This window comes from Bacillus sp. ILBB4 (assembly GCF_035064545.1).
Taxonomy (GTDB): Bacteria; Bacillota; Bacilli; order Bacillales; family Bacillaceae_H; genus Priestia.
The window spans coordinates 698,294-723,721 of sequence record NZ_JAIQVD010000001.1 but is presented as its reverse complement, the minus strand read 5'-3'; the positions used below and the strand labels follow the sequence as shown (position 1 = coordinate 723,721).

General features: G+C 39.5%; 26 protein-coding genes. 20 read left to right on the top strand and 6 right to left on the bottom strand.

Features of this window, described 5'->3' with window-relative positions; translation table 11 throughout:
* The first annotated feature begins 221 nt into the window (after positions 1-221).
* The 5 genes from LAV82_RS03870 to LAV82_RS03850 all read left to right on the top strand — a co-directional run bounded on the left by LAV82_RS03870 (position 222) and on the right by LAV82_RS03850 (position 4,164).
* Entirely contained in the window at positions 222-1,025 is an 804-nt protein-coding gene (locus LAV82_RS03870; protein ID WP_499715738.1) for a transporter substrate-binding domain-containing protein, read from the top strand.
* Between the two features lie 31 nt (positions 1,026-1,056).
* Entirely contained in the window at positions 1,057-1,716 is a 660-nt protein-coding gene (locus LAV82_RS03865; protein ID WP_013059114.1) for an amino acid ABC transporter permease, read from the top strand.
* Entirely contained in the window at positions 1,709-2,431 is a 723-nt protein-coding gene (locus tag LAV82_RS03860) for an amino acid ABC transporter ATP-binding protein (protein ID WP_013059113.1), read from the top strand. The genes LAV82_RS03865 and LAV82_RS03860 overlap by 8 nt, the downstream gene beginning before the upstream one ends.
* A gap of 159 nt (positions 2,432-2,590) precedes the next feature.
* Entirely contained in the window at positions 2,591-3,541 is a 951-nt protein-coding gene (locus LAV82_RS03855) for an aromatic acid exporter family protein (protein WP_013059112.1), read from the top strand.
* A gap of 98 nt (positions 3,542-3,639) precedes the next feature.
* On the top strand, positions 3,640-4,164 hold the full coding sequence (locus LAV82_RS03850) for a L,D-transpeptidase (RefSeq protein WP_013059111.1): 525 nt from the start codon (positions 3,640-3,642) through the stop codon (positions 4,162-4,164).
* A 72-nt stretch (positions 4,165-4,236) separates the two neighbouring features.
* Here the strand turns inward: LAV82_RS03850 and prli42 are convergent, their stop codons facing one another.
* On the bottom strand, positions 4,237-4,332 hold the full coding sequence (prli42, locus tag LAV82_RS03845; RefSeq protein WP_149917156.1) for a stressosome-associated protein Prli42: 96 nt from the start codon (positions 4,330-4,332) through the stop codon (positions 4,237-4,239).
* A gap of 149 nt (positions 4,333-4,481) precedes the next feature.
* Here prli42 and mce point away from each other — a divergent pair, with 149 nt between their 5' ends.
* The 12 genes from mce (at position 4,482) to rnz (ending at position 18,652) form a co-directional block, all read left to right on the top strand.
* Complete coding sequence (gene mce, locus LAV82_RS03840; protein ID WP_029320258.1) at positions 4,482-4,907, top strand: methylmalonyl-CoA epimerase; 426 nt, start codon at positions 4,482-4,484, stop codon at positions 4,905-4,907.
* Positions 4,900-6,450 carry an acyl-CoA carboxylase subunit beta gene (locus LAV82_RS03835; RefSeq protein WP_013059109.1) on the top strand — a complete coding sequence of 517 codons (1,551 nt, stop codon included), beginning with the start codon at positions 4,900-4,902 and terminating at the stop codon, positions 6,448-6,450. The genes mce and LAV82_RS03835 overlap by 8 nt, the downstream gene beginning before the upstream one ends.
* 25 nt (positions 6,451-6,475) lie before the next feature.
* Positions 6,476-7,594, top strand: coding sequence for a tripeptidase T (locus LAV82_RS03830; RefSeq protein WP_013084962.1), 1,119 nt, complete (start codon positions 6,476-6,478; stop codon positions 7,592-7,594).
* Between the two features lie 225 nt (positions 7,595-7,819).
* Positions 7,820-9,181, top strand: a complete 1,362-nt coding sequence (locus tag LAV82_RS03825; protein WP_053487727.1) for an NAD(P)-dependent oxidoreductase — start codon at positions 7,820-7,822, stop codon at positions 9,179-9,181.
* 21 nt (positions 9,182-9,202) lie between these two features.
* Positions 9,203-10,483 carry an NAD-dependent dihydropyrimidine dehydrogenase subunit PreA gene (preA, locus tag LAV82_RS03820; protein WP_013059106.1) on the top strand — a complete coding sequence of 427 codons (1,281 nt, stop codon included), beginning with the start codon at positions 9,203-9,205 and terminating at the stop codon, positions 10,481-10,483.
* 19 nt (positions 10,484-10,502) lie between these two features.
* Positions 10,503-11,921: a dihydropyrimidinase gene (gene hydA, locus LAV82_RS03815; protein WP_013059105.1), complete on the top strand. Its 1,419-nt coding sequence runs from the start codon at positions 10,503-10,505 to the stop codon at positions 11,919-11,921.
* A gap of 33 nt (positions 11,922-11,954) precedes the next feature.
* Positions 11,955-12,167, top strand: coding sequence for a hypothetical protein (locus LAV82_RS03810; protein ID WP_013059104.1), 213 nt, complete (start codon positions 11,955-11,957; stop codon positions 12,165-12,167).
* A gap of 395 nt (positions 12,168-12,562) precedes the next feature.
* A complete protein-coding gene (locus tag LAV82_RS03805; RefSeq protein WP_013059103.1) occupies positions 12,563-12,754 on the top strand; it encodes a hypothetical protein in 192 nt (63 codons plus the stop codon).
* Between the two features lie 139 nt (positions 12,755-12,893).
* Complete coding sequence (locus tag LAV82_RS03800) at positions 12,894-14,525, top strand: PucR family transcriptional regulator (protein ID WP_013059102.1); 1,632 nt, start codon at positions 12,894-12,896, stop codon at positions 14,523-14,525.
* Between the two features lie 207 nt (positions 14,526-14,732).
* Complete coding sequence (locus LAV82_RS03795) at positions 14,733-16,202, top strand: CoA-acylating methylmalonate-semialdehyde dehydrogenase (RefSeq protein WP_057274004.1); 1,470 nt, start codon at positions 14,733-14,735, stop codon at positions 16,200-16,202.
* Positions 16,203-16,295: 93 nt separating this feature from the next.
* On the top strand, positions 16,296-17,654 hold the full coding sequence (locus LAV82_RS03790; RefSeq protein WP_013059100.1) for an aspartate aminotransferase family protein: 1,359 nt from the start codon (positions 16,296-16,298) through the stop codon (positions 17,652-17,654).
* Between the two features lie 68 nt (positions 17,655-17,722).
* Positions 17,723-18,652, top strand: coding sequence for a ribonuclease Z (gene rnz / locus LAV82_RS03785; protein WP_029320278.1), 930 nt, complete (start codon positions 17,723-17,725; stop codon positions 18,650-18,652).
* 28 nt (positions 18,653-18,680) lie between these two features.
* Here rnz and namA read toward each other — a convergent pair whose 3' ends face one another.
* On the bottom strand, positions 18,681-19,697 hold the full coding sequence (gene namA, locus LAV82_RS03780; RefSeq protein WP_211077318.1) for an NADPH dehydrogenase NamA: 1,017 nt from the start codon (positions 19,695-19,697) through the stop codon (positions 18,681-18,683).
* A 137-nt stretch (positions 19,698-19,834) separates the two neighbouring features.
* Positions 19,835-20,683 (bottom strand): pyrroline-5-carboxylate reductase ProI, encoded by an 849-nt coding sequence (gene proI / locus LAV82_RS03775; protein ID WP_013059097.1) that lies wholly within the window; start codon positions 20,681-20,683, stop codon positions 19,835-19,837.
* 268 nt (positions 20,684-20,951) lie between these two features.
* Between proI and LAV82_RS03770 the strand changes: the two genes are divergently transcribed.
* Entirely contained in the window at positions 20,952-21,908 is a 957-nt protein-coding gene (locus tag LAV82_RS03770; RefSeq protein ID WP_029320282.1) for an MBL fold metallo-hydrolase, read from the top strand.
* Positions 21,909-21,931: 23 nt separating this feature from the next.
* Positions 21,932-22,726 (top strand): SDR family NAD(P)-dependent oxidoreductase, encoded by a 795-nt coding sequence (locus LAV82_RS03765; protein WP_013059095.1) that lies wholly within the window; start codon positions 21,932-21,934, stop codon positions 22,724-22,726.
* Between the two features lie 73 nt (positions 22,727-22,799).
* On the opposite strand, the gene LAV82_RS03760 is transcribed toward LAV82_RS03765, so the two are convergent.
* Positions 22,800-23,015 (bottom strand): CDGSH iron-sulfur domain-containing protein, encoded by a 216-nt coding sequence (locus LAV82_RS03760; RefSeq protein WP_013059094.1) that lies wholly within the window; start codon positions 23,013-23,015, stop codon positions 22,800-22,802.
* 130 nt (positions 23,016-23,145) lie between these two features.
* Between LAV82_RS03760 and LAV82_RS03755 the strand changes: the two genes are divergently transcribed.
* Positions 23,146-23,484: an iron-sulfur cluster biosynthesis family protein gene (locus LAV82_RS03755; RefSeq protein WP_013059093.1), complete on the top strand. Its 339-nt coding sequence runs from the start codon at positions 23,146-23,148 to the stop codon at positions 23,482-23,484.
* Here the strand turns inward: LAV82_RS03755 and LAV82_RS03750 are convergent.
* Complete coding sequence (locus tag LAV82_RS03750) at positions 23,481-24,392, bottom strand: alpha/beta hydrolase (RefSeq protein WP_211077319.1); 912 nt, start codon at positions 24,390-24,392, stop codon at positions 23,481-23,483. The genes LAV82_RS03755 and LAV82_RS03750 overlap by 4 nt on opposite strands.
* Before the next feature lie 68 nt (positions 24,393-24,460).
* A complete protein-coding gene (locus tag LAV82_RS03745) occupies positions 24,461-25,357 on the bottom strand; it encodes a hydroxymethylglutaryl-CoA lyase (RefSeq protein WP_013059091.1) in 897 nt (298 codons plus the stop codon).
* Between the last annotated feature and the right edge of the window lie 71 nt (positions 25,358-25,428).

Sequence of the window (25,428 nt, the reverse complement as noted above, 5' to 3'; positions counted from 1 at the left end):
GCTTTCTAGAGAGTGGAAAATGTTGAGAAAAGGTATTTTCAAATAGTGAAACTTATATTTAAAAAAGATATTGCATATTTATAACGTTGTGTTAAAATACATTTATATGAATATATATTTAAATTTCGACATTTACTTGCAATAGTAAAAAACTTATTTCATAATATTATTAATTTTTAAAAAATAATGTAAGGAATAAACTAGGGGGAACGAAGATGAAATTGAAGAAGTGGTTATCGGTAACGGCAATTGGTCTTTTAACAGCAGGCGTTTTAGCTGCATGCGGAGCAGGAGAAGGAACGTCTAATGGCGGAGCAAGCAGCGACGACAAAGATAAAAAAGTACTAGTAATGGGAACATCAGCAGATTACCCACCATTTGAATATATTAATACGGCAAAAGGTGATAGTGAAGCAATCGGATTTGACGTAGATTTAGCAAAAGCAATCGGTAAAAAGTTAGGTTATGACGTACAGGTGAAGGATATGGAATTTGGCGGATTAATTCCAGCTTTACAATCTAATAAAGTCGATTTAGTTTTAGCTGGTATGACGCCAACTGAAAAGCGTAAAAAGAACGTGAACTTCTCAGACGTATATTATGAAGCAAAAAACATGATTGTATCGAAGAAAGATGCGCCAATTAAAAATGCAGAAGAACTAAAAGGGAAAACAGTCGGTGTACAAACTTCTTCTATCCAAGCAGACGAAGCAAAAGAAATTGCAAAAGAAGTTGACGGAGTAAATGTAACAACGCGTGACCGTATTCCAGAACTAATTCAAGAAATGAAATCAAATCGTATCGATGCAGCGATTATTGAAGATACAGTAGCTAAAGGGTATGTGAACAAAGACAAAAGCTTGCAAATGTCTGATACAGGACGTCCAGATTCAAGTAAAGGATCAGCAATCGCATTTCCTAAAGACAGCAAGCTAACGAATGACTTTAACCGTGAATTAAAGAAAATGAAAGAAAACGGTGAATTAGATAAATTAATCGTTAAGTGGTTTGACGACCAAAAATAAGAATGATAGTTAGAGAGGAATGGAACTAGGCATGAATTTGGATTTTTCGCAAATCGTGCCTTCTATGCCTTATATTTTAAAAGGGATAGGGGTAACGATACAGATAGTCCTAGCTTCAGCAATTTTAGGGTTTGTGCTGGGAGTTATTTTATCTTTATGTAAAATCAGCCGCAATAAACCTCTTCAATGGTTTGCGGATGCATATACGTCCGTGTTTCGCGGAACACCGCTAGTATTGCAATTATTATTAATATACTTTGGATTACCTCAGCTGCTCGGGTTTGATATTGCCCCGTTTCCAGCGGCCGTTGCTGCGTTCGGGCTAAACTCTGCAGCATATATATCTGAAATTATTCGCGCTGGTATTTTAGCTGTTGATAAAGGACAGCGTGAAGCGGCATTAGCGTTAGGAATTCCTTATCGCCGCATGATGGGACAAATTATTTTGCCACAGGCACTTAAAAATATTTTACCTGCTTTAATGAATGAGTTCATTACATTAACAAAGGAATCAGCTATCGTTACAGTTATTGGAGCACTCGACATTATGCGCCGTGCTTACATTGTAGGTGGAGAAAAATTCGCCTACCTTGAACCGTTAATTTTTGCAGGGTTGATTTATTATGTAATGGTAATGGGCTTAACGCTCCTTGGTAAAGCAGTCGAGAGGAGAATGAGAAAAGGTGATTAACGTTGAAAATTTACACAAATCATTTGGTAAAAATGAAGTTTTAAAAGGTATTTCAACTACGATTAAAGAAAAAGAAGTCGTAGCTGTTATTGGCCCTTCTGGTTCTGGTAAATCTACTTTTTTACGCTGTATGAACCTGCTTGAAGAACCGACGAGCGGAGTAGTTTCAATTAACGGTCAAGTGATTACAGATAAAAAAACAAACATTATGCGTGTGCGTGAAAACGTAGGAATGGTATTTCAGCATTTTCACTTGTTTCCACATATGACAGTGCTTGAAAATTTGACGTATGCTCCGATGACGGTAAAAGGCGTGTCAAGAGAAACGGCTGTTGCTAAAGGCAAAGAATTACTCCAAAAAGTGGGACTTGCTCAAAAAGCCAACGAGTTTCCAAATCGCTTATCGGGCGGTCAAAAGCAGCGTGTAGCTATTGCCAGAGCACTGGCAATGGAGCCGAAAGTGATGCTGTTTGACGAACCAACCTCAGCATTAGATCCAGAGATGGTAAAAGAAGTACTAGATGTAATGAAGTCGCTAACAGAAACAGGAATGACGATGGTCATTGTAACGCATGAAATGGGATTTGCACGAGAAGTAGCGGATCGTGTGCTGTTTTTAGACGGCGGTGTTCTTGTTGAAGATGCGCCTCCGGCTGAATTTTTCTCAGCGCCTAAAAGCAAGCGTGCTAAAGATTTCTTAGAAAAGATTTTATAATAAAAAAGTGCAGGAAGAGTACGATCTTTTCTGCACTTTTTTTATTGGAATTTATACGGTACAGCAAGATTTAAGGTTGTGTTATTTTTCTATTCGTGTTAATAAAGAATAGAGTATTTTATCACACTAAAAAGAAACCAACATGTAGGAGTCTAGAAAATGAAATTTAAAATTGGGTACCGGACAATTAAAACAGCCGTCGGTACATCACTGGCTATTATTATAGCTCAGTTCTTTCACCTCGAGTTTTTTGTATCAGCTGGAATTATCACCATTTTGTGCATTCAAAATTCAAAGAAAAAATCGTTGCGAAGTGCAAGCGATCGTTTTATTGCTTGTTCTTTATCCATTCTGTTTTCGTTTATATTCTTTGAAGGGATTGCTTATCATCCACTTGTTATAGGACTGATGCTGCTTTTGTTTATCCCGGTTACGGTTATATTCAAAGTTAATGCAGGCATTGTTACAAGCTCCGTTATTTTGCTTCATATTTACTCCAAAGGAAATATGACATGGGGAATCGTCTTTAATGAACTTGGCTTAATTGTAATTGGGATAGGTGTTGCCCTGCTTGTGAATTTATACATGCCAAGTTTAGACCAAGAGCTTCGCACGTATCAGCAAGAAATTGAAGAAAATTTCCGGTCGATGTTAAAAGAAATTGCCCTGTATCTCAGAACCAATGACAGCAGTTGGGACGGTAAGGAAATTGCAGATACGGTAAAAATTTTAGAAAAAGCAAAAAGCCTTGCGTTTCGTGATGTAGAAAATCATTTTGTGCGTGGGGAAAATTATTATTACCGCTATTTTAAAATTCGTGAAAAACAGCTTGAAATTATTGAGCGTACGCTTCCTCTCATTACCGCTATTGATTTGGTGGTAGAACAGCGCTACATGATTGCCGATTTCATTGAAGAATTAAGTCTATCCATCCACCCCGGTAATACAGCAAAATTATTTTTAGCCAAACTTCAGCATTTACGAGAAGCATTTGCAGAGATGCCGCTTCCCAAAACACGGGAAGAGTTTGAAGCGCGTGCCGATTTACTGCACGTAGTCAAAGAAATTGAACAATATTTGGTTATTAAACAAACCTTAAAAATAAGCTAAACAGCATGCATGTTGTTTAGCTTGCTTACGAACACTAAATAAGACAAGAGATATCTCTCTTGTCTTTTACTTAGGACTAACGTAAGGTGGTGGATTACATGCATGTGTTTGCTTTTATCCTTTTACTACTATCTCCGGTTTGGCCATTAGGAGAAAATCCGTTGCCAAATGATCCTTATATTATTATTAATAAACAGAGCAATGAGCTTGCTTATATTCAAAATAAAGAAATTAAACAAATTATTAAAGTAGCAACGGGGAAAACAGTTAATCTGACGCCCGAAGGGGAGTTCACGGTAACAGTAAAAGCTGTTAATCCTTATTATCGGAGAAATAATATTGAAGGAGGCGCTCCTCAAAATCCTCTAGGTGTAAGGTGGATTGGGTTTGATGCAAGAGAGACTGACGGACGTATTTATGGCATTCACGGTACAAATCAGCCGGATTCCATCGGTAAATATGTATCGAATGGCTGTATTCGCGTAGAAAATCGTGAAGTAAGCCATTTATACGATCAAGTCCCGTTAGGTACAAAAGTCTGGATTGTATCTACAGATCAATCTTTTGAAGAGTTAGCCGCTCAAAAAGGCATTGTGAATATACAGCAAAAGACTGGTGACTAGTCACCAGTCTTTTTTATATGTTTGCATTGCACAAAGAAGCAGTGCATCTATGTTTTTAGTCATCAGTCTCGATTAAAACCACATGGCAAGTCCCGCTAAAAGCGTAGATATTAACATGACAAGAAGCATTAAAAACACAATGGTTTTTTGGATTTTCTTATTAGACATACAACCAAAGTCCTCCTACACGTTTTTTTCTTATTTTACATGTCTTCCGCTGCTTAGACAAGCAACTTTCTGTAGATACGCCAGCAGGAGATTTCTTTTGTTTTCAAGAATATGTATAAATGAAAACGCTTTTTTAAAGAGGTGAGAAAGTGATAAAAGGAATTGATCACATAGGAATAGCTGTAAAATCAATTGAAGGCAGCCTCCCTTTTTATGAAAAGGTATTAGGACTGTCTCTATTAAAAGTAGAAGAAGTAGAAGAACAAGGAGTAAAAGTTGCTTTTATTCAGTGCGGCAACGTAAAAATCGAATTATTAGAGCCGCTCTTTGAAGACAGTGCAGTCGGCGCGTTCATCCAAAAGAGAGGTGAAGGTCTTCATCATGTGGCTTTAGGTGTGCGCACGATTGAAGAACGGATTAACGAGTTAAAGGAAAAGGGTGTACAAATGATTGACGATGTTCCGAGAAAAGGCGCAGGGGAAGCATCCATTGCTTTTTTGCATCCAAAGTCAGCAAACGGTGTTCTTTATGAGCTCTGTGAAAAAACACTAGAGGAGGAGAAGAAACATGGTTGACATTTATGATAAATTAAATGAATTGTACGATAAGCGCCGGAAGATCGAGTTAGGCGGTGGGGACGAAAAAATTGAAAAACAGCACCATAAAGGGAAACTAACGGCACGCGAACGAATTGAAATTCTTTTGGATGAACATACATTTGTCGAATTAAATCCATTTATTGAACATCGGTGTGCGGATTTCAGTATGAATAATCAAGTAGGACCAGGAGACGGGGTAGTAACAGGTTACGGCAAGATAAACGGTCGCTCAGTCTATTTGTTTTCGCAAGATTTTACGGTATTCGGAGGCGCGTTAGGTGAAATGCATGCTAAAAAAATTGCGCACGTAATGGACTTAGCTGCTAAAACAGGCGTGCCGTTTATTGGGTTAAATGATTCAGGCGGGGCTCGTATTCAAGAGGGCGTCATGTCTCTTGATGGATACGGTCATATTTTTTATCGAAATGCCATTTATTCGGGTGTCATGCCTCAAATATCTGTTATTATGGGGCCTTGTGCAGGCGGAGCCGTGTACTCACCGGCGATTACGGACTTTGTTTTTATGGTAGAAGAAACAAGTCAAATGTTCATTACAGGACCAAAAGTAATTGAAACGGTAACGGGAGAAAGCATTTCCTCAGAAAATCTTGGAGGAGCAGCTGTTCATAACGAAATTAGCGGTAATGCCCATTTTAGAGGTGCAACAGAACAAGAGGTGCTAGAACAAGTACGAATGCTCTTAAGTTATCTTCCTCAGTCTAGCCAAGAGCAGCCTCCTTTAGCCTCAAAGGCAGAGTGTGATCATTATCGTCCGGATTTATTAGACGTTGTCCCGTTTGATGCCGTGCGCCCTTACGATGTGCGTCAAGTCATTCACCAAGTAGTGGACGAGCACTCATTTTTTGAAGTGCAAAAAGACTTTGCAAGAAATATTGTCATTGGTTTTGCCCGCATAGATGGAAAAGTTGTCGGACTTGTGTGTAACCAGCCTAAAGTAATGGCAGGCAGTTTAGATATTAACTCCTCAGATAAAGCAGCAAGGTTTATTCGATTTTGCGATTCATTTAATATCCCACTTATTACATTTGAAGATGTTACAGGTTTTTTCCCAGGTATCAAGCAGGAACATGGCGGAATTATACGTCATGGTGCTAAAATTTTATATGCATACTCCGAAGCTACCGTTCCGAAAATCACGGTGATTTTGCGAAAGGCGTACGGCGGTGCATACGTAGCTTTAAATAGTAAATCGATTGGAGCGGACCTTGTGTATTCGTGGCCGAATGCCGAAATCGCTGTTATGGGTCCTCAAGGTGCTGCAAATATTATCTTTGCAAACGACATTCGAGGTAGCGAAAACCCAGATGAAACAAGACACGAAAAAATTGAACAGTATCGCGAGAAATTTGCTAATCCTTACGTAGCGGCAAGCGCTGGAATGGTGGATGATGTTATTGATCCTAGGGAAACGCGAATAAAATTAATACAAGCGCTTGAAATGTTGCACAATAAAAAGGAAGAGCGTCCAGCAAAGAAACATGGTAACATACCATTGTAGGTTATTTTTGGAGGGATTACATATTATGATTAATGAACAACGAATCGTTGATTTATTTATTGAATTAGTACAAGTAGACTCAGAAACAAAGCATGAAGAAAAAATTGCTGTTGTACTAAAAGAAAAATTTACCGCATTAGGCGTCGAAGTAGTAGAAGATGATGCCAAAGAAAAAACGGGCCACGGAGCCAACAACTTAATCTGCACACTGCCAGCTACAAAAGAAGGCGTAGACACAATCTACTTTACTTCTCATATGGATACAGTCGTACCTGGAAACGGTATTAAACCATCTATCGAAGATGGCTATATTAAAAGTGACGGCACGACAATTCTTGGAGCGGATGATAAAGCAGGCTTAGCAGCAATGCTAGAAGCCATCACCGTATTAAAAGAAGAAAACATCGCGCACGGCAAAATTGAATTTATTATTACAGTAGGAGAAGAATCTGGCTTAGTGGGCGCTAAAGCTCTTGATTCTAGTCTCGTAACGGCAAAATTCGGCTATGCTTTAGATAGCGATGGCAAAGTGGGAGACATTATCGTTGCTGCGCCGACGCAAGCAAAAGTAAATGCAACAATTTATGGAAAAACAGCTCATGCAGGTGTAGCTCCTGAACGAGGCGTTTCTGCTATTACGATTGCTTCAAGAGCCATTTCTAAAATGCCGCTTGGACGTATTGATGAAGAGACTACAGCGAATATTGGACGCTTTGAAGGTGGAACGCAAACGAATATCGTGTGTGACCGCGTCGATATTTTAGCAGAAGCTCGTTCATTAATTCCAGAAAAAATGGAAGCACAAGTAGCGAAAATGAAAGAAGCGTTTGAAACAGCTGCACAAGAAATGGGCGGACGTGCAGAAGTTGATATTAAAGTGATGTATCCAGGCTTTAAATTTGGCGATGGAGATCATGTTGTCGAAGTTGCTAAAAAAGCCGTGGCTAATATCGATCGTCCTTCACGCCTGCTTCAAAGCGGAGGCGGAAGCGATGCAAATGTAATCGCAGGCTTTGATATCCCAACAGTAAATTTAGCAGTTGGTTATGAAGACATTCATACAACAAATGAAAAAATTCCGGTAGAAGAACTGGTGAAGACATCTGAACTAGTAGTGTCGATTATTAAAGAAGTAGCAAAATAATAGTTGCAGCCTTGCTTTTATATAAAAGCAAGGCTTTTTACATAGTGAATAGTAAATAGTCTGAATTTTTTAACATAATGTATAATGAAGAAAAGACGGTCGTTTTGTACAATAAAGTTAGTAATACATTTTACCAAAGTAGAAGTTGAAAATAACGTATATAAAAAATATGTAAGCGCTTTCAATTTTAGTTTTATCAACAGATATCCTTGGGAGGTTGATGCAATGCGATCACAGGAAAGTTTGCAGTCCATCATTCAAAACTTTAATGAAGTAGAAAAAGGGTTGTCAAATAGAGAAGCAGTCGAAGAATCTAATCGATGTTTGTACTGTTATGATGCACCCTGTATTCAGGCATGCCCTACAGGAATTGACATCCCGACGTTTATTAAAAAAATTGCATCGGGCAATTTAAAGGGGTCTGCCGAAACGATTATGTCTTCTAATCCCGTAGGAGCAAGCTGTTCAAGAGTTTGTCCAACCGATGAACTATGTGAAGGAGCGTGTGTACTTAACCACTCAACCAAACCAATTATGATTGGGAATTTGCAGCGCTACGCAACGGATTGGGCTATTCAAAATGAACAGGTGCTGTTTGAGAAAGGAAGAGCAAACGGCAAAAAGGTAGCAATTGTTGGTGGAGGTCCGGCGGGTCTCTCTGCAGCAAGAGAACTGGCGCGATTTGGATATGACGTAACCATTTTTGAAGCGGAAAAACAAGCAGGAGGGTTAAATACATATGGAATCGTGTCGTTTCGTCTTCCTCAAGCGATTTCATTCTGGGAAGTTGAACAAGTAAAAAGCTTAGATGTAAAAATTAAAACAAACGTAAGAATTGGAGAAGATATTCTTCCAAGTGAATTGCTGCAGTCGTATGACGCGGTTGTATTAGCTATTGGTATGAGCAAGGTGCCTTCTCTACATGTTGAAGGTGAAGAGCTAGACGGTGTGTATGACGCGATTGATTTTGTGAAAAAAACGAAGTCAGAAGCGTTATCAACAGAATTTGTGGGTAAGCGTGTTGCCGTCATTGGCGCGGGAAATACTGCGATTGATGGTGCTACGTGTTCCGTGCGCTTGGGGGCTGAAAATGTTCAAATTTTATACCGTCGTACACGAGAAGAAATGACGGCTTATGATTTTGAATTTGAATTTGCGAAACAAGATGGTGTTGAATTCCGCTGGTTAACGGCTCCTATACGAATTATTGGAGATGAAAATGGTAAGGTGAGCGGGATTGAATGTGTAAAAATGACCCTAACAGATCCAGATGCAGACGGCCGCAGGAAGCCTGTTCCTGTTGAAGGTTCAACATTTACCATTCCAGTCGATGCTGTTGTTAAAGCAATTGGTCAAGAACGGTACCTGTCTTTGATTCAACAATTCCAGCTGCATCATGAAGACGGAGTTGTCTTAATTAATCAAGAGACGTTTCAAACTTCAAATCCAAAAGTATTTGCTTGCGGAGACGTTATTTTTGGTAAAGGGCAAGGAGAAGCAATGGTTGTGACCGCTGCTCAGCAAGGAAAACAAACGGCGTTAAATATTCATATGCAGTTAACAAAAGAAACAATGGAAACAGCTTAAAATCAGGAGGAGGAGAAATCTATGGCAGATTTAACAACAAATTTAGCAGGTATTCAATCACCAAATCCGTTTTGGCTGGCATCCGCACCGCCAACCAATTCAGGTTATCAAGTGCAGCGTGCATTTGAAGCAGGATGGGGAGGCGCAGTTTGGAAAACGCTTGGTGATCCGATTTTAAATGTTTCCTCTCGATTTGCTGCCGTTGGCTTCAACGGTCAGCGCGTAGCCGGCTTTAATAATATTGAGTTAATCACCGATCGTCCGCTTGAAGTTAATTTGAAGGAAATCTATGAAACGAAAAAGAAGTTTCCTAACCACGCAATTATTGCCTCTCTTATGGTAGAACCACAGCAAGAAAAATGGCATGAGATTGTCAAAAAAGTAGAAGACGTAGGAGTGGATGGATTAGAGCTGAATTTTGGCTGTCCGCATGGAATGGCAGAACGAGGGATGGGTGCTGCCTCTGGGCAAGTCCCTGATTTGGTTGAAAAACAAACGCATTGGGCTAAAGAAGTTGCCCAAACGCCGGTTATTGTTAAATTAACCCCAAATATCACAGATATCACCGTTACAGCAGAAGCAGCGGTTCGAGGCGGTGCTGACGCTGTGAGCATGATTAACACTATTAATAGTTTAGCAGGAGTAGACATTCATTCATGGAATACAATTCCACACGTAGCAGGAAAAGGCGCTCACGGAGGTTATTGCGGCCCGGCTGTTAAGCCGATTGCATTAAATATGGTCGCTGAATGTGCAAGAAGTCCGTTTATTAACGTTCCAATATCAGGTATGGGAGGCGTTTCGAACTGGCAGGAAGCCGTCGAATTTATGCTCATGGGTGCTACAGGTGTGCAAGTATGTACAGCTGCTATGCATCACGGGTTCCGCATTGTAGAGGATATGATTCAAGGTCTCAATTATTATTTGGATGAAAGAGGAATCGAAAAAGTAAGTGATATTGTAGGGAAAGCCGTTTCAAAATATTCCGACTGGGGCAACTTAGATCTCAATTATAAAGTAGTGGCTCGCATCGATCCGGATACGTGTATTAACTGCAATAAGTGTCATATTTCTTGTGAAGATACTTCTCACCAATGTATTGATATGCTGAAAGACCCTTCAGGGAAATCTTATTTAAAAGTAAGAGAAGAAGATTGTGTAGGCTGTAATTTATGTTCGATTGTATGTCCGGTGGACGGGGCTATATCCATGGTTGAATTACCGAATGAACAGCCTCCAATGACGTGGAATGAACGCCAAGCTGCTTTACAAGCGACGGCTGCACAGCGATTAGATGTATAAAGACAAAGGGGATGAAGAAATGAAGAAAATCGTTAAAAATGGTGTGGTAGTCACAGCAACAGATACGTATAAAGCCGATATTTTAATTGAAAATGGAGTTATTTCAGCAATTGGCTCGGCATTTGAAGAGCAGGGCTGTGAAGTGATTGATGCAAAAGGCAACTATGTATTTCCAGGAGGCATCGATCCTCATACTCATTTAGATATGCCGTTTGGAGGCACCGTTACAAAAGATGACTTTGAAACAGGTACAAGAGCAGCAGCTTTTGGAGGTACGACAACTGTTATTGATTTTTGCTTAACCAATAAAGGCGAACCGCTGCAAAAAGCGATCGGCACATGGCATGAAAAATCAAAAGGAAAAGCGGCTATCGATTATAGCTTTCATCTAATGATTGGCGAAATCACGGAAGATGTATTAAATGAGCTTCCTACGATTATTGAAAAAGAAGGAATTACTTCTTTTAAAGTGTTCATGGCCTATAAAAATGTTTTTCAAGCAGACGATGCTACCCTTTATCAAACGCTAGTGCAAGCTAAAAAACTAGGGGCGCTTGTGATGGTACATGCTGAAAATGGAGATGTTATTGAGTATTTAACGGCACAAGCACTAGAACAAGGACAAACCGATCCTATCTATCATGCACTGACTCGTCCTCCAGAAATAGAAGGAGAAGCTACGGGAAGAGCCGCGGTGCTAACGGAGCTGGCTGACTCACAGCTCTATGTTGTTCACGTGTCGTGCGCTGAAGCGGTTAAAAAGATTGCTGAAGCAAGGGAAAAAGGCGTAAATATCTGGGGCGAAACGTGTCCGCAGTATTTGACGCTTGACCAAACCTATTTAGAAAAGCCGAATTTTGAAGGAGCAAAATACGTATGGTCGCCGCCTTTACGTGAAAAGTGGAACCAAGATGTTTTGTGGAATGCTCTGCGTAATGGCGACTTGCAAACGATTGGATCAGATCAGTGTTCGTTTGATTTTAACGGTCAAAAAGATCTGGGAAAAGGAGATTTTACGAAGATTCCAAACGGAGGTCCTATTATCGAGGATCGCATGAGTATTTTATTTTCAGAAGGAGTAGTGAAGAAACGAATTAATATAAATCAGTTTGTTGATATAACATCAACAAAAATTGCTAAGCTGTTCGGACTGTACCCGAAAAAAGGAACAATAGCGGTTGGCGCAGACGCGGATCTGCTTATATTTGACCCTTCTGTTGAACGTACGGTTTCAGCAAACACGCATCATATGGCAGTCGATTATAGCGCATTTGAGGGAATGAAAGTCACAGGTGAGCCGGTTTCAGTACTTTGCCGCGGGGAATTTGTCGTAAAAGATAAGCAGTTTGTCGGTCAAAAAGGCTACGGACAATTTACAAAACGAGCAAAGTTTAATGAGTTAAACACGGCTAACGAAGCTGAAAAATTAATGTTATAAAAACAGATGAAGAAATAGATCGGGGGCAGGGAAATGTCAAGTTACCATGAATATATGGCAGAGCGAGAAAAGATTGATTTTTTGCTGCAAAAAGGATTCAAAATAACAGCTGTAACAGAGAATCTAAGCGGGGCATTTGTGACGTTTGAACGCACCGAAAATAACCAAGCCGAACAAGAAACCCTTCATATATTGACGGCGGATGCTAGAAAATATTTTTCATCCGTACTGATTCAACAAGTATAAAAACGAAGGCTGGGACAAAATTATTTTAGCTGAAGAAAGATCCGAACGATGAATCGTTCGGATTTTTTTATTGGTAGGGTGAACGTAGATTTCATGTATGTAGGTGCTTCTGGCTGTTGATTGGAGTAATTTAATCATGTTTCAATCTCTTTATTTGTTTACTAATACCTATAAGTTTTTTACTATATTGGCTGACAAAAGTGAACTGTTTTTGTGTTTTTTTCGTTTTGGATGTGAAACAAAATAACTAGATATTATCCATTCACTGTATTACAGTTGTTACATTTCGTTTACATCGAAAGAGAAAAGGTTTAGTTATCTAGTAAATTGTAGTAAATATTATAGTAGAACGTTTTCAAACTAAATCTATTAAATACGAAAAGGGTGTGACACGGATGGATCAAGCTACGCAGTGTATGACACAGGAAGAAACAAAAATTATTGATAAATTAAAAATGGAAATGTTAAATGCAGTGTCACTACAAGATTTGCGTTTTTATAAAAAAGAAATTCACCGAATTAAAGAACAAGCGGTTAAACGCCACGGTTTTTTTAATAAATTACAGCAAACAGCTCAGAAGCTGTAACGATCCATTATCGTTACAGCTTTTTTCGTTTCTTTTATTAAATATTTTATTTCTTCTAAATATTTAATATAATGTAAGAAGATATAGCTTTTGTTCTACACATATGCGAAATACGCGTTAATGATCCAGGAGACATGATGTGAAATTCGCTAGGGGCGGTGTTGACTTGAAATCATATTTAACAGTAACAGAGATTTTAACAAGGAAACATTTTGTAAACTGTGAAGTAATAGCTGGAGAGAAAGGGCTTACTAATTCTGTGAAGTGGGTGCACGTGATGGAAGTGACGCGCATTAATGAGCTGCTAAAAGGAAACGAGCTCATTTTATCAACAGGGGTAGGCTGGGGAGAAGATTCTCAATCTTGTTTATCATTTCTTCAGCAATTAATTTCTTGTAAGGCATCAGGACTGTGTATTGAACTTGGCACTTATACTTCTAAGATTCCGCAAATTGTTATTGATAAAGCGAACGAATGTGATTTTCCGATTATTTTATTTCACGAGGAAGTTCCGTTCGTTGAAATTACACAAGATGTTCACTCGCTTTTAATTAATCAGCACTATCAAATGATTTCCGATTTAGAACAGTATTCTCATAGGCTAAATCAGCTGCTGTTAACAGTTAATGACCCAGCCGTCATCTTACAGTGTTTATATGAATCTACGGGGCTTCTTGTCGGCCTTAAAGTTTCAAATGAATTGCTTACCTTTGCTCCGGAGATGGACTTGCTCAAACAGCAGCTTCTACTTCATTATATAAGCAGGGAAAATGAAAGTCCGCATTTTACTGAGCAGCCTATTCATTTATTAGGACAAGATTATGCTCAGCTGTATGTTGCTTCTATAAATGAAGCCTTAACAGAACTTGAAGTGCTCACCGTTGACCGAACGGCGACTGCACTTGCTCAGCATTTTTTGAAGGACCTGTATGTCGAAGAGAAAAAAAGAGTAGATGAAACCGAATGGATGACGAAATGGATGAACGGAGAGTTAACTCTTGAACAAATAAAAGACTCTATGCACGAAGTGTGTTCAGATTCGCCTATTCGCGGAGGTGTCGTTGTTTGCTGTAAGTGGCAAAGGCGGGAGAAGTTTGATCGAACGTATTTTAAGCTGATCTTGCGAAGCATTTTTGAACAAGAAGGCTTTCACTTATTAGTCTCCGAGCGAAATCGCGAAGTATTATTTATTCTTTTGAACAAACGAATGGTTAGCACGTGGAGAGAGAGATTAGAAAACAGCCTTCATCGCTGGATGAATCAATATGAATCGGATGAAAATTCAAAGAGGAACGCCATTAGCTTTATCGGAATTGGCCAATACTGTGAACAGCTTGACTGCATGCATAAAAGCTACGAAACGGCTAAAGAAACAATTTCGATTCAAGAAATGCTGCAAAAACAAACCATTATTCATTTTTATGATGATTTGCATATGTACCGGATTATTTCGCTTTTACATCAGCATGAAGACTTACAGGAAGTGGTGTTTGAATATCTGCAGCCCGTTATTACATATGATGAAACGTATAATGCAAAACTCATGGAAACATTAAAAATTTATTTAGCATGCAACGGTTCTAAACAAGAGACGGCTAAGCGTTTATACATTGTCCGGCAAACGCTGTATCATCGTATTGAAAAACTAGAAAAGCTGCTGGGTGAAGACTTTATGGAGCCGGAAAAACGACTGGCAATTGAGTTTATGATTATGGCATATGAATATTTGTTTATGATGAAAAAGTCGCGCGCGGAATTTATAAACGGATAAGTAAGCAGCTGGAAACAGCTGTTTTTTTATGTTGAGGCTGATTTTACTATATGTTCATTTTAGTTCATGCTTTCTTCGAGTTCACTGCGCAAAATGTGAAACGAGAATCTAGAGTTGTTTCACATTTTGTCTAATGCAACCACCATTTATTTATTCAATAATAAAGGTAGATTTGTCATTTCTTATTTTTTGAGGAGGCCAAGCGATATGTCAGTTGTGAATAATGATACGCAAGTTTTAAAAAATTACGTGGGCGGAAAATGGGTTGATACGGCAGGTGAAAAATTTGGAGAGGTAATTAATCCATCGACGGGCGAAATAATTGCAAAAGTACCGCTTTCTACAAAAGAAGACGTAGCCAATGCGGTGGAAACAGCGCAAAAAACATTTGAAACATGGCGTAACGTTCCTGCTCCAAAACGAGCAAGATTAATGTTTGCGTTTCAGCATTTACTAGTTAAGCATCATGAAGAGTTAGCTAAATTAGTTGTACAAGAAAACGGCAAGGCTTTCAAAGAAGCTTACGGTGAAGTACAGCGCGGTATTGAATGCGTGGAGTTTGCCGCGGGTGCTCCTACTTTATTAATGGGGGAATCATTAAATAACATAGCGGAAGAAATTGATTCTGAGATGTTCCGTTTTCCACTGGGTGTCGTTGGCGGCATCACACCTTTTAACTTTCCGATGATGGTACCGCTTTGGATGTTCCCTCTTGCAATTGTATGTGGAAATGCGTTTGTATTAAAACCGTCTGAGCGAACGCCGCTTTTAGCAACGCGACTTGCTGAACTTTTTACAGAAGCAGGAGCACCGGATGGATTATTAAATATTGTGCACGGGGCACACGATGTCGTGAACGGATTAATAGAGCATGAAAAAGTTAAAGCGATTTCATTCGTCGGATCGCAGCCGGTAGCAAAATATGTTTATGAACAAGCCGCTGCTCAAGGGAAACGAGTTCAGGCTTTATCTGGAGCTAAAAATCATCATGTTGTGATGCCAGACTGCGATATGGATAAAGCGGTATCACATATTATCAGCTCGGCTTATGGAAGTGCCGGCCAGCGATGCATGGCTTGCAGCGCCGTGGTCGTGGTTGGTGAAAAAGGCGATGAATTCGTCGCAAAATTAAAGCAAAAAGCAGATGAATTAATTATGGGAAGCGGCTTTGATGATGAAGTGCTTCTAACGCCTGTGATTCGAAAAGAGCACCGTGATAAAGTGCTGGATTATATTGAACTTGGCATGAAAGAAGGGGCGGAACTCATTCGTGACGGACGTAAAGAAATGGATGAGCATACGGAAGGCAACTTCTTAGGGGCAACAATTTTTGACCGCGTAACTCCTGATATGACCATTGCTAAAGAAGAGATTTTTGCACCTGTACTAAGCTTGCTTCGCGCTGACACATTAGATGAAGCACTTCGCTATATGGAAAAATCCCGTTTTGGAAATGGAGCAACGATTTATACAAAAGATGCAAAAGCGGTGCGTCAATTTAGAGAAGAAGCAGATGCGGGTATGCTCGGTATTAACGTAGGAGTACCTGCTACAATGGCCTTCTTCCCATTCTCCGGTTGGAAAGACTCTTTTTACGGAGATTTGCATGTCAACGGCAAAGACGGTTTGAACTTCTTTACACGTAAAAAGATGGTTACATCACGCTTTGACTTTTAACATATAGATGAATATAGCAAGTGGCTTCGGCATTTTGTCGAAGTCTTTCTATACAGAAAAAAATACCGCGCTAGCGATTTGGGAGTGGATAAGATGGTACAGGTCAGTCAAAATGAAAAAGATCTGCGTGCAAAAGATGAGCAGTATGTATGGCATGGAATGAAACCATACAGTCCGGATGCAACGATGGTAGCTACAAAAGCAAAAGGTGCTTGGATTACAGATGAACAAGGAAATCGCTATTTAGATGCAATGGCAGGGCTTTGGTGTGTAAATACTGGGTATGGACGGGATGAGTTAGCGCTCGCAGCTTATGAGCAGCTAAAAGAACTGGCTTATTTTCCACTCACTCAATCTCACGTACCTGCTATCAAACTGGCAGAGAAGCTAAATGAAATGCTAGGTGATGACTATGTTATCTTCTTTTCAAATAGCGGATCTGAAGCAAATGAAACGGCTTTTAAAATTGTGCGTCAGTATCATCAGCAAAAAGGAGAGCATTCTCGCTACAAATTTATTTCGCGTTATCGAGGGTATCACGGAAATTCAATGGGCGCACTAGCAGCAACGGGCCAAGCTCAGCGTAAATATAAATATGAACCGCTTGCCCCTGGCTTCATTCACGTTGCCCCGCCTGATTCGTACCGAGGGCAAGATGACTACGATGCACCGAAAGAGAAGCTTCAATCTGTAAAAGATATTGACAATGTTATGACGTGGGAGCTAAGTGAAACGATTGCCGCTGTTATTATGGAGCCAATTATTACAGGAGGAGGAATTCTTTTACCGCCTCAAAATTATATGAAAGGCGTAAAAGAAACGTGTGAAAAACACGGTGCACTTTTAATTGCAGATGAAGTTATTTGCGGCTTTGGACGTACAGGGGAAGCCTTTGGTTTTATGAATTACGATGTAAAACCAGATATCATTACCATGGCAAAAGGAATTACAAGCGCATATCTTCCGCTCTCTGCAACTGCTGTTAAAAAAGAAATTTATGAAGCGTTCAAAGATAGCGATCAGTACGAGTATTTTCGCCATGTTAATACATTTGGAGGAAGTCCAGCTGCGTGTGCACTGGCATTAAAGAATTTAGAAATTATGGAGAGAGAAAATCTTTTTGGCCGTTCTAAACAGCTCGGGGCTTACGTATTAAGTGAGCTAACGCCGCTTATTGATAGCCACCCATATGTTGGAGACGTAAGAGGTAAAGGGCTTTTAATTGGAATTGAACTTGTAGCTGATAAACAAACAAAGGAACCGTTAGACGTTAATCTTGTAAATGAAGTGATTGCTAAATGCAAAAGCAAAGGAGTCATTATTGGGAAAAATGGAGCAACGGTGGCCGGCTATAATAATGTTCTCACGCTCTCGCCGCCGCTCAACATTGAGGAAAGTGATATTGAGCTGTTATTAGCTACTATTACGTATGCGCTTGACAGCATCAAATAGGTAAGTTTGCAAAAAGCCTGTATAATATACTTACAGGCTTTTTGTGCGTGTGAAGGAGGAAGTAGAAAATGGAATTGTTATTTTTAGGAACGGGTGCAGGAGTACCGGCGAAACAGCGGAATGTTTCATCTCTTGCGCTCGAACTTTTGCAAGAAAGAGGGGCGGTGTGGCTTTTTGATTGCGGAGAAGCAACGCAGCATCAAATTTTACATACAACCGTTAAACCAAGGCGAATTGAGAAAATTTTTATTACGCACCTTCACGGTGATCATATTTACGGATTGCCTGGATTCCTTGGAAGCCGTTCGTTTCAAGGCGGAGAATCGCTGCTTACTGTATACGGGCCAAAAGGAATTAAAGAATTTATTGAAGTCACGCTGGCTGTAAGTCAAACTCATCTGCAATATCCTCTAGAGATTGTTGAAATAGAAGAGGAAAGTGAAAGTGGAACGATTTTTGAAGATGAAACTTTTTCAGTGGAATTTGGCAAGCTTGAACATGGCATTTTATCTTATGGATATCGAGTTGTCGAAAAAGATTTGCCAGGATCACTGGACATTCAGCGTTTAAAAGAGATGAATATTCCCCCAGGGCCTCACTATCAGCAGTTAAAAGAAGGGAAAGAAGTAGTATTAAAAGATGGGCGCCTTATTAATGGACAAGAGTTTGTAGGAGAGCCTAAAAAAGGGAAGGTTATCACGGTTTTAGGAGATACAAGAAAGTGCATGCAAAGTGTTCAGCTTGCTATGCATGCGAATGTGTTAGTCCATGAAGCTACTTTTGCAGCGGGAGACGAGGAGCTTGCTTACAACTATTTTCATTCCACTGCAAAAGAAGCCGCTGAAATTGCTAAAACAGCATCGGCCGAGCGTCTTATTTTATCTCATATTAGTTCGCGTTACCAAGGAGACGCAGTCAGCCGGCTAGCAGAAGGAGCAAAAGAAATTTTTCCGAATACCGACATAGCAGAAGACTTGAAACGGTTTACGATTTCATAAAAAAAGACGAGGATATCCTCGTCTTTTTTTACCATCCGCGTTCGTACTGAACGGGTGCTGAAATTGTTTCATTTAGTTCTTTTGCCGCCGTGCGCGGGAAGTACGGATCACGCAGAAGTTCGCGCGCAACAAAAATTAAATCAGCGCGTTCGCTTTGTAAAATCTCTTCTGCTTGTCGTCCAGTTGTAATTAATCCAACAGCCCCTGTATCAATATTAGCTTGCTGTTTGAGTTTGTCTGCAAACGGCACTTGATAGCCAGGGTATACGTTGATTGGAGCGTGTACCAGAGCACCGGAACTAACGTCAATTAAGTCGACGCCTTGTTCTTTCATCCATTTTGCAAATACAACGTGATCATCGACTGTTAATCCGCCTTCTGTATAGTCAGAAGCAGAAACACGGACAAATAAAGGGCCGTCCCACTCTGTTTTCACAGCTTCAATAATTTCCTTTAAGAAACGATAGCGGTTTTCAGCGCTGCCGCCATATTCGTCGCTGCGCTTATTGCTTAGCGGCGATAGAAATTGATGTACTAAATAACCGTGTGCCGCATGAAGCTCGATAATATCAAACCCAGCTTCTTTTGAACGTCGAGCGCTTTCTTTAAAGGCAGAAATCGTTTCTTGAATTTGTTCTGTGGTCATTTCCACAGGTTTTTTACTTTTATCATCAAAAGCAATAGCGGAAGGAGCATAAATATCGCCTTCAACAGTTGCTTTACGTCCTGCGTGTGCAAGTTGAATAGCCGTTTTTGCACCGTTTTCTTTTAGCTGTGTCACAAGTTTCGTTAATCCATCTCTTTGTTCATCATTCCAAATGCCCAAGTCTTGAGCTGAAATACGACCTTGTGGCACGACAGCTGAGGCTTCAACCATAATGAGACCTACTTGTCCAACCGCACGAGTTGTGTAGTGAACCATATGAAAGTCGGTTATTACGCCGTCTTCCTTTTCGCATGAGTACATGCACATTGGTGACATTACAATTCGGTTTTTTAATGTTACATCTTTCACTGTATAAGGTGAAAATAGTTTTGTTGTCATTTGGTTTAACCTCCAATTATTTCGATACTCTAAACAAAAGTTATTATATCACCGCCTTGAATTTTCTTTCACATAATCTGCTTATCCATTTTTAATCATAAAAAAACCTCTTTCTTTTTTTAGAAAGAGGTGAACCTCTACGAACGTTTACTCGAGATTTTTTCGTCAATCGTATCTCCTAAATATTTGGAGCGAATTGTAGCTTGTTCAATACACTGCATCATGGCTTCTTGGAAGTTATGAGAAATAAGCTGTTCAATTCCTGCTTCTGTTGTGCCGCCGGGACTCATCACTTCTTTTCGAAGTACGGCTGGCGTTTTAGGTGACTGTTTTAGCATTTCTGCAGCACCGATAAGAGTTTGAAGAATTAGTTCATTTGACACTGACGTATCCAAGCCTTGTTTTTCAGCTGCTTTTTCCATTGCTTCTACTAAATAGTAGACATATGCTGGGCCGCTTCCAGATAGTCCTGTTACAGCGTGAAGCTGCTCTTCCTCTACAGTTGTAACCGTACCAATCGTTTCAAATAAAGCAGTAGTAACGTTCATATGCTCTGCTGTAGCAAACTTGCCGGGTGCAATGGCTGTAGCTGATAATCCAATAGAGGCCGATGTATTTGGCATAGCTCTTACAACCGCTACTTCTTGGTCAAACAAGTTTACAATTGTGGCAGTCGATACACCTGCTAAAACAGAGAGAACGAGGTGGTGAGGACGAATATAGGACTTAATCGTATCGATGCTTTCCGCTACGTCTTTTGGTTTAATAGCAAGCACGACGATATCGCTTTTTTCGATTAACAAGGCATGATTACGCGTAATGTTAATTTCATAGGCGTTTCGAAGTTCGTGAAGTCTTTTATCGTTGCTATGATTTGTTACGGTGATTTGATTGGGACGAAGCTTTTTATCTGACAGCAGCCCTGAGATCATGGCTTCAGCCATTGATCCAGCTCCAATAAAGGCGATGTTTAGATCCGTTTTCATTAAAAGTTCCTCCAGTCATTTGCTATCCAATGAAAACAGATACTGAGATTTCAGTATCTGTTAAAGGTTTGTGTTTGTGTATCTCTTCTTTATAAAATGCATAGTTATCTAAAGATATGAATAAAACTTCACTATATTTCTGTCATTATGCAATGAAAAAGAGAAGGATGTCAATGTAATTTTCAGAAAACGAATGCAATTGTATAAATAACAGGAAAAATCGTGTAAACTTAAAAGAAAATGCGATGGTAAAGGAGCAAAAATACAGATGAATGAGCAATTATATAAAATTGTGCTGCCTACTCCTTTTGCGGTAGGAGATGTGAATGTTTTTGTTATAAAAGGTCAGACCGTTACGCTAATCGATGCTGGTATTAAGACGGAGGCAGCGTGGTCTGTATTTAAAGAAAAGCTTAATGAAATAGGATTAAAACCAGATGATATTAAGCAAGTTGTCCTAACTCATCATCATCCTGATCACGTAGGAATGCTTGATTTTTTTGATAAAGATATCGCCATAGTCGGTCATGCGAAAAATCAGCCTTGGATCTCCCAAAATCCAGATTTTTTTGAGTGGTACGATGCGTTTTTTGAAGATCACTTTATGAAAGCCGGCGTAGATGAAAGGTTTCGCCCTTATTTAAAACGTTTAAAAGCATCAATGAAGTATTCATGTCACCGTTCTCTTACAACTTCTGTTCAGGAAGGAGATTACATTCCGGGCCTAGAGAGTTGGAAAGTACTTGAAGTACCCGGTCATGCTCAAAGCCATATTGCATTATACAATGAAAGAACAGCGGTTATGATTGGAGGAGATTTACTGTTAAAGCATATTTCATCTAATCCGCTCATTGAACCTCCTATGAAACCAAGCGGCGAGCGACCTAAAACGCTTCTTCAATATAATCATTCATTAAGACGTCTCCTTGACTTAGAGATAAACTGTATCTATACAGGTCATGGAGATGAAGTGTTACATGTTCGCCAACTTGTACAAGAGAGGTTACAAAAGCAGAGCGACCGAGCGGATAAAGTGCTTAGCATGATAAAAGAACGCCCTCAAACAGCGTTTGATATTTGCAAACAGCTATTTCCTACTATTTATGAAAAAGAACTAGGGCTAACTCTTTCTGAAACAATTGGTCAGCTCGATTTTTTAGAAGATGCAAATAAAATCAGTACACATGAAAAAGAAAGTAAGCTTATTTATTCTGTGTGCTCTTAACTTATAAAAAAGGTGTGTTATATTTGAAATCCTCGTTAAAGAACCAATATGTCGTGATTACAGGGGCTTCAGGAGGTCTTGGAGAACATTTAGCTTATGAAGTGGCCAAAAGAGGGGGCGTCCCCGTTTTGCTTGCACGTACAGAAGAAAAGCTGCACCGAGTAGCGGAGCAAATTAGTCAAAAGTATGGGATTACCTCTTACATATATAAAGCTGACGTAGCGAACGTAGAGGAAGTCAAAAGAGTTGTTCAGAAAATGATGAGTGAAATTAAGCGTGTTGATGTCCTGATTAATAATGCAGGATTTGGTGTATTTGAAGAAGTGAAAGAAGCATCGATTAAGACAATTGCCTCAATGTTTCAAGTCAATGTTATTGGATTAATTGCATGTACACAAGAAATTTTAGCTTATATGCTAAAAGAAAACAAAGGACATATTATTAACATTGCTTCTCAAGCAGGCAAACTTGCAACGCCTAAATCCAGTGGCTATTCAGCTTCTAAACATGCCGTGCTAGGGTTTACCAACAGCCTGCGAATGGAATTAGCGAAAACAGATATCTATGTCACGGCAGTGAATCCAGGTCCTATTCAAACCAACTTCTTTTCAATAGCAGATCAATCAGGAAACTATGAAAAAAGTGTAGAAAAGTTTATGTTAACCCCTCAATACGTAGCTGAAAAAACGGTCAATATTATTGGGAAACCAAAACGAGAAGTCAACTTGCCTAAGTGGATGAATATAGGTTCGAAGATGTATCAGCTTGCCCCAGGTCTCGTAGAAAAATTGGCAGGGGATGCGTTTAATAGAAAATAACCTGTGTTTTAACCACAGGTTACTAATGTTTTTCGTTAACGGTTTTGTTCAGTAAGGCTGTATTTCTATAAATCTACTGCTCGTCTAAAATTTTTGCAGCGCGCACACAAGAGTCGAATTTTCCTTTATGGTTTCCGTCGCAAAAGGGCATCTTTTGCGACTGGCCACATCGGCATAGTGAAAATGTCGGCTTTGTTTCAAATTTGTTGCCGTCTGCATCAATTAATTCAACGTCTCCAGTGACACGGAAAGAGCCGTTATCCATTACTTTAATTTGTACTTTTGACATAGAAAAACCTCCTTTTTGTACACATCTATATGAAGCGCGAGAGTTTAATGAAAGCGAGATGTGTATTATACTCATTATATAAGCAATTTTCGTTTGTTTATACAATTAGTTTAAAAGGAGTTAAAGGAAAATGAATATTACCTTTACTGATAAAGCGATAGCAAAAGTACAAGAAAAGTACGGGAAAGATTCTTCACTATATTTAAAATTAAAATACGATACGGATGGATGCGGCTGTGTCGTGAGCGGCGTAACGACGCTATGGATTGTTGATGAAAAAGAGAGCGATGATGTAACCATCGAGACGAATTTTGTTCCTGTTCTTGTCGAAAAAACAAAGCAAGTATTTTTAGATGATAATATGACGATTGACTACAATGAAAGTGCATATACGTTTATGCTAAAATGTCCTTCTCAAATTTTAAATCCGCGCATGTCATTTATCGATAAAACAAAAGAAGCGCTTTAAAGCGCTTCTTTTTGTATTTTTTCTAAAAATAATTCAATAACTTGTTCATATTCCTCTGGGTTATCAGCATACGAGCGGGCATGAGTGCCTACAGGTGCTAAATACATCCGTTTTGCTCCCATTTTTTTGGCATGCAGCTGCTCCGTCATTTTAGGAAGAATATAGTCATCTTCTTTACTATGGATAAACAGAACAGGATGTTTGATTTGATCTACGACTGAAATGGGAGATACGTCTTTAAATGAGTAGCCTTCTCGCCATTTTAAAATAACATTAGCTGCTGGCATCACAAGCTGTTTGGGCAGGTGGAAATCTTGTTTTAAGCGATAGGCAAGAAGTTCTTCCAAGTCAGAAAAAGGGCAGTCGACAATATAAAAATCAGCTCCGTCTTCCATTCCAGCATACAAAAGAGTGGTCGCAGCTCCCATAGACTCCCCGTGAATCCCAAGGGAAATAGTTGAACCGAATTGTTCTTTTACCCAATGAACAACGGATTGAAGGTCCAGCTTTTCATAATAGCCGTAGCTCGTTGTTTTCCCTTCAGACTTGCCGTGGCGGCGATGATCATAAAGAACGACGTTCCATCCCAGCTTTAGAAAAAGCCGAGCATACTTCATAGAGTTGAGTGAATGAACTGTAACTCCGTGCGAAAGAATCATAAATCGGTTATTGTCGTGTTGTTTAATAACGGTCCCAGCTATGTTATAGCCTAAAGAAGAAGGAAGCACAAATGCTTCTTTAGGAAGAGTGCTATAGACTTTCTCATCATAAAAGCCATCTTCCGTATCGCGGTCAATAATAACTTTGTCGGTCTTTTTACGGATGTACATCATTTGATTTGTAAAAAAGATGCCAAGAGCGGCAAATGCTCCGAAAACACTTCCTATTAATAATAGCCATTTTTTCATGATTAGCGGCTCCTTTTGTTAATATAGCTATTATTTATTATAGCATCGCTCTCATAAAAACCTAATTTTTAACGCTGTGCAAACAAAGAGTATTGCTTGCTTTCAATCGGTCTTGAAATGTGAGGAGCAATAAAATCGACCGCTTCGAGCAGCTTTTCTTCATTAATAGAAGTGGAAATACCCATTTCATGAAGCATAAAGACGAGATCTTCCGTAGCTACGTTTCCCGTTGCTCCCTTAGCGAATGGACATCCACCTACCCCGCCAGCGGATGAATCGAACCTGTTAATACCGGCTTGCAGAGCTGCATAGATATTTGCAATGGCTAATCCTCTCGTATCGTGAAAGTGCGCAGCAAGTAGGGTGTGTGGAAAGTTTTGTTTTAATTTCGAGAAAAGTGAAAATACATCTTTAGGGTTTGCCATGCCAATTGTATCGGCAACGCTTAGTTCATTCACTCCAGCCTCCACAAAGCTTTCGCAAAGAGCCAGCACGTCGCGTTCATGTATTTTTCCTTCATACGGGCAATAAAAGGCGGTGGAAATGCAAGTTCGAATAAAACATTCTTGCTGCTTGAGCTGCTGAATGAGAGGAAGCAGCGTTTGTACAGCTTCTTTGGTGTGTTTGTTAATATTTTTTTGATTAAAGGTATCGCTTACGCCAATAAACAGCGCAACGGAGCGGCAATTAGCTTGCAGTGCTTTTTCCAAGCCTTTTTGATTCGGCACAAGTACAATGTTTCGGCATGTATCAGACTGAAATGTATTTGCAACAGTAGAAGCATCTTTCATTTGAGGAACCCATTTTGGAGAAACAAAGGATGTAATTTCGATTTCGGATAGTCCAGCTTCTTTTAATTTTTTGATAAAATTAATTTTTTTATCAGTTGGAACAAAATTTTTTTCATTTTGAAGTCCATCTCGTGGACCAACTTCTATAATTGTTACTTTTTCAGGAAATCCCATAAACCGCTCTCCTCCTACATTGTAAACGCTTACTAATATTCATTTTAATTCTAAAAAATTAAAATTCAATA

What these genes read in the sequence shown, in the direction of transcription:
- LAV82_RS03850 (WP_013059111.1), top strand. Translation starts at nt 3,640, where the DNA reads ATGCATGTGTTTGCTTTTATCCTTTTACTACTATCTCCGGTTTGGCCA.
- LAV82_RS03830 (WP_013084962.1), top strand. Translation starts at nt 6,476, where the DNA reads ATGATTAATGAACAACGAATCGTTGATTTATTTATTGAATTAGTACAA.
- LAV82_RS03790 (WP_013059100.1), top strand. Translation starts at nt 16,296, where the DNA reads ATGGTACAGGTCAGTCAAAATGAAAAAGATCTGCGTGCAAAAGATGAG.
- prli42 (WP_149917156.1), bottom strand. Translation starts at nt 4,332, where the DNA reads ATGTCTAATAAGAAAATCCAAAAAACCATTGTGTTTTTAATGCTTCTT.
- LAV82_RS03810 (WP_013059104.1), top strand. Translation starts at nt 11,955, where the DNA reads ATGTCAAGTTACCATGAATATATGGCAGAGCGAGAAAAGATTGATTTT.
- rnz (WP_029320278.1), top strand. Translation starts at nt 17,723, where the DNA reads ATGGAATTGTTATTTTTAGGAACGGGTGCAGGAGTACCGGCGAAACAG.
- LAV82_RS03805 (WP_013059103.1), top strand. Translation starts at nt 12,563, where the DNA reads ATGGATCAAGCTACGCAGTGTATGACACAGGAAGAAACAAAAATTATT.
- LAV82_RS03855 (WP_013059112.1), top strand. Translation starts at nt 2,591, where the DNA reads ATGAAATTTAAAATTGGGTACCGGACAATTAAAACAGCCGTCGGTACA.
- namA (WP_211077318.1), bottom strand. Translation starts at nt 19,697, where the DNA reads ATGACAACAAAACTATTTTCACCTTATACAGTGAAAGATGTAACATTA.
- proI (WP_013059097.1), bottom strand. Translation starts at nt 20,683, where the DNA reads ATGAAAACGGATCTAAACATCGCCTTTATTGGAGCTGGATCAATGGCT.
- LAV82_RS03755 (WP_013059093.1), top strand. Translation starts at nt 23,146, where the DNA reads ATGAATATTACCTTTACTGATAAAGCGATAGCAAAAGTACAAGAAAAG.
- LAV82_RS03760 (WP_013059094.1), bottom strand. Translation starts at nt 23,015, where the DNA reads ATGTCAAAAGTACAAATTAAAGTAATGGATAACGGCTCTTTCCGTGTC.
- LAV82_RS03770 (WP_029320282.1), top strand. Translation starts at nt 20,952, where the DNA reads ATGAATGAGCAATTATATAAAATTGTGCTGCCTACTCCTTTTGCGGTA.
- LAV82_RS03865 (WP_013059114.1), top strand. Translation starts at nt 1,057, where the DNA reads ATGAATTTGGATTTTTCGCAAATCGTGCCTTCTATGCCTTATATTTTA.
- preA (WP_013059106.1), top strand. Translation starts at nt 9,203, where the DNA reads ATGGCAGATTTAACAACAAATTTAGCAGGTATTCAATCACCAAATCCG.
- hydA (WP_013059105.1), top strand. Translation starts at nt 10,503, where the DNA reads ATGAAGAAAATCGTTAAAAATGGTGTGGTAGTCACAGCAACAGATACG.
- LAV82_RS03835 (WP_013059109.1), top strand. Translation starts at nt 4,900, where the DNA reads ATGGTTGACATTTATGATAAATTAAATGAATTGTACGATAAGCGCCGG.
- LAV82_RS03795 (WP_057274004.1), top strand. Translation starts at nt 14,733, where the DNA reads ATGTCAGTTGTGAATAATGATACGCAAGTTTTAAAAAATTACGTGGGC.
- LAV82_RS03825 (WP_053487727.1), top strand. Translation starts at nt 7,820, where the DNA reads ATGCGATCACAGGAAAGTTTGCAGTCCATCATTCAAAACTTTAATGAA.
- LAV82_RS03750 (WP_211077319.1), bottom strand. Translation starts at nt 24,392, where the DNA reads ATGAAAAAATGGCTATTATTAATAGGAAGTGTTTTCGGAGCATTTGCC.
- LAV82_RS03745 (WP_013059091.1), bottom strand. Translation starts at nt 25,357, where the DNA reads ATGGGATTTCCTGAAAAAGTAACAATTATAGAAGTTGGTCCACGAGAT.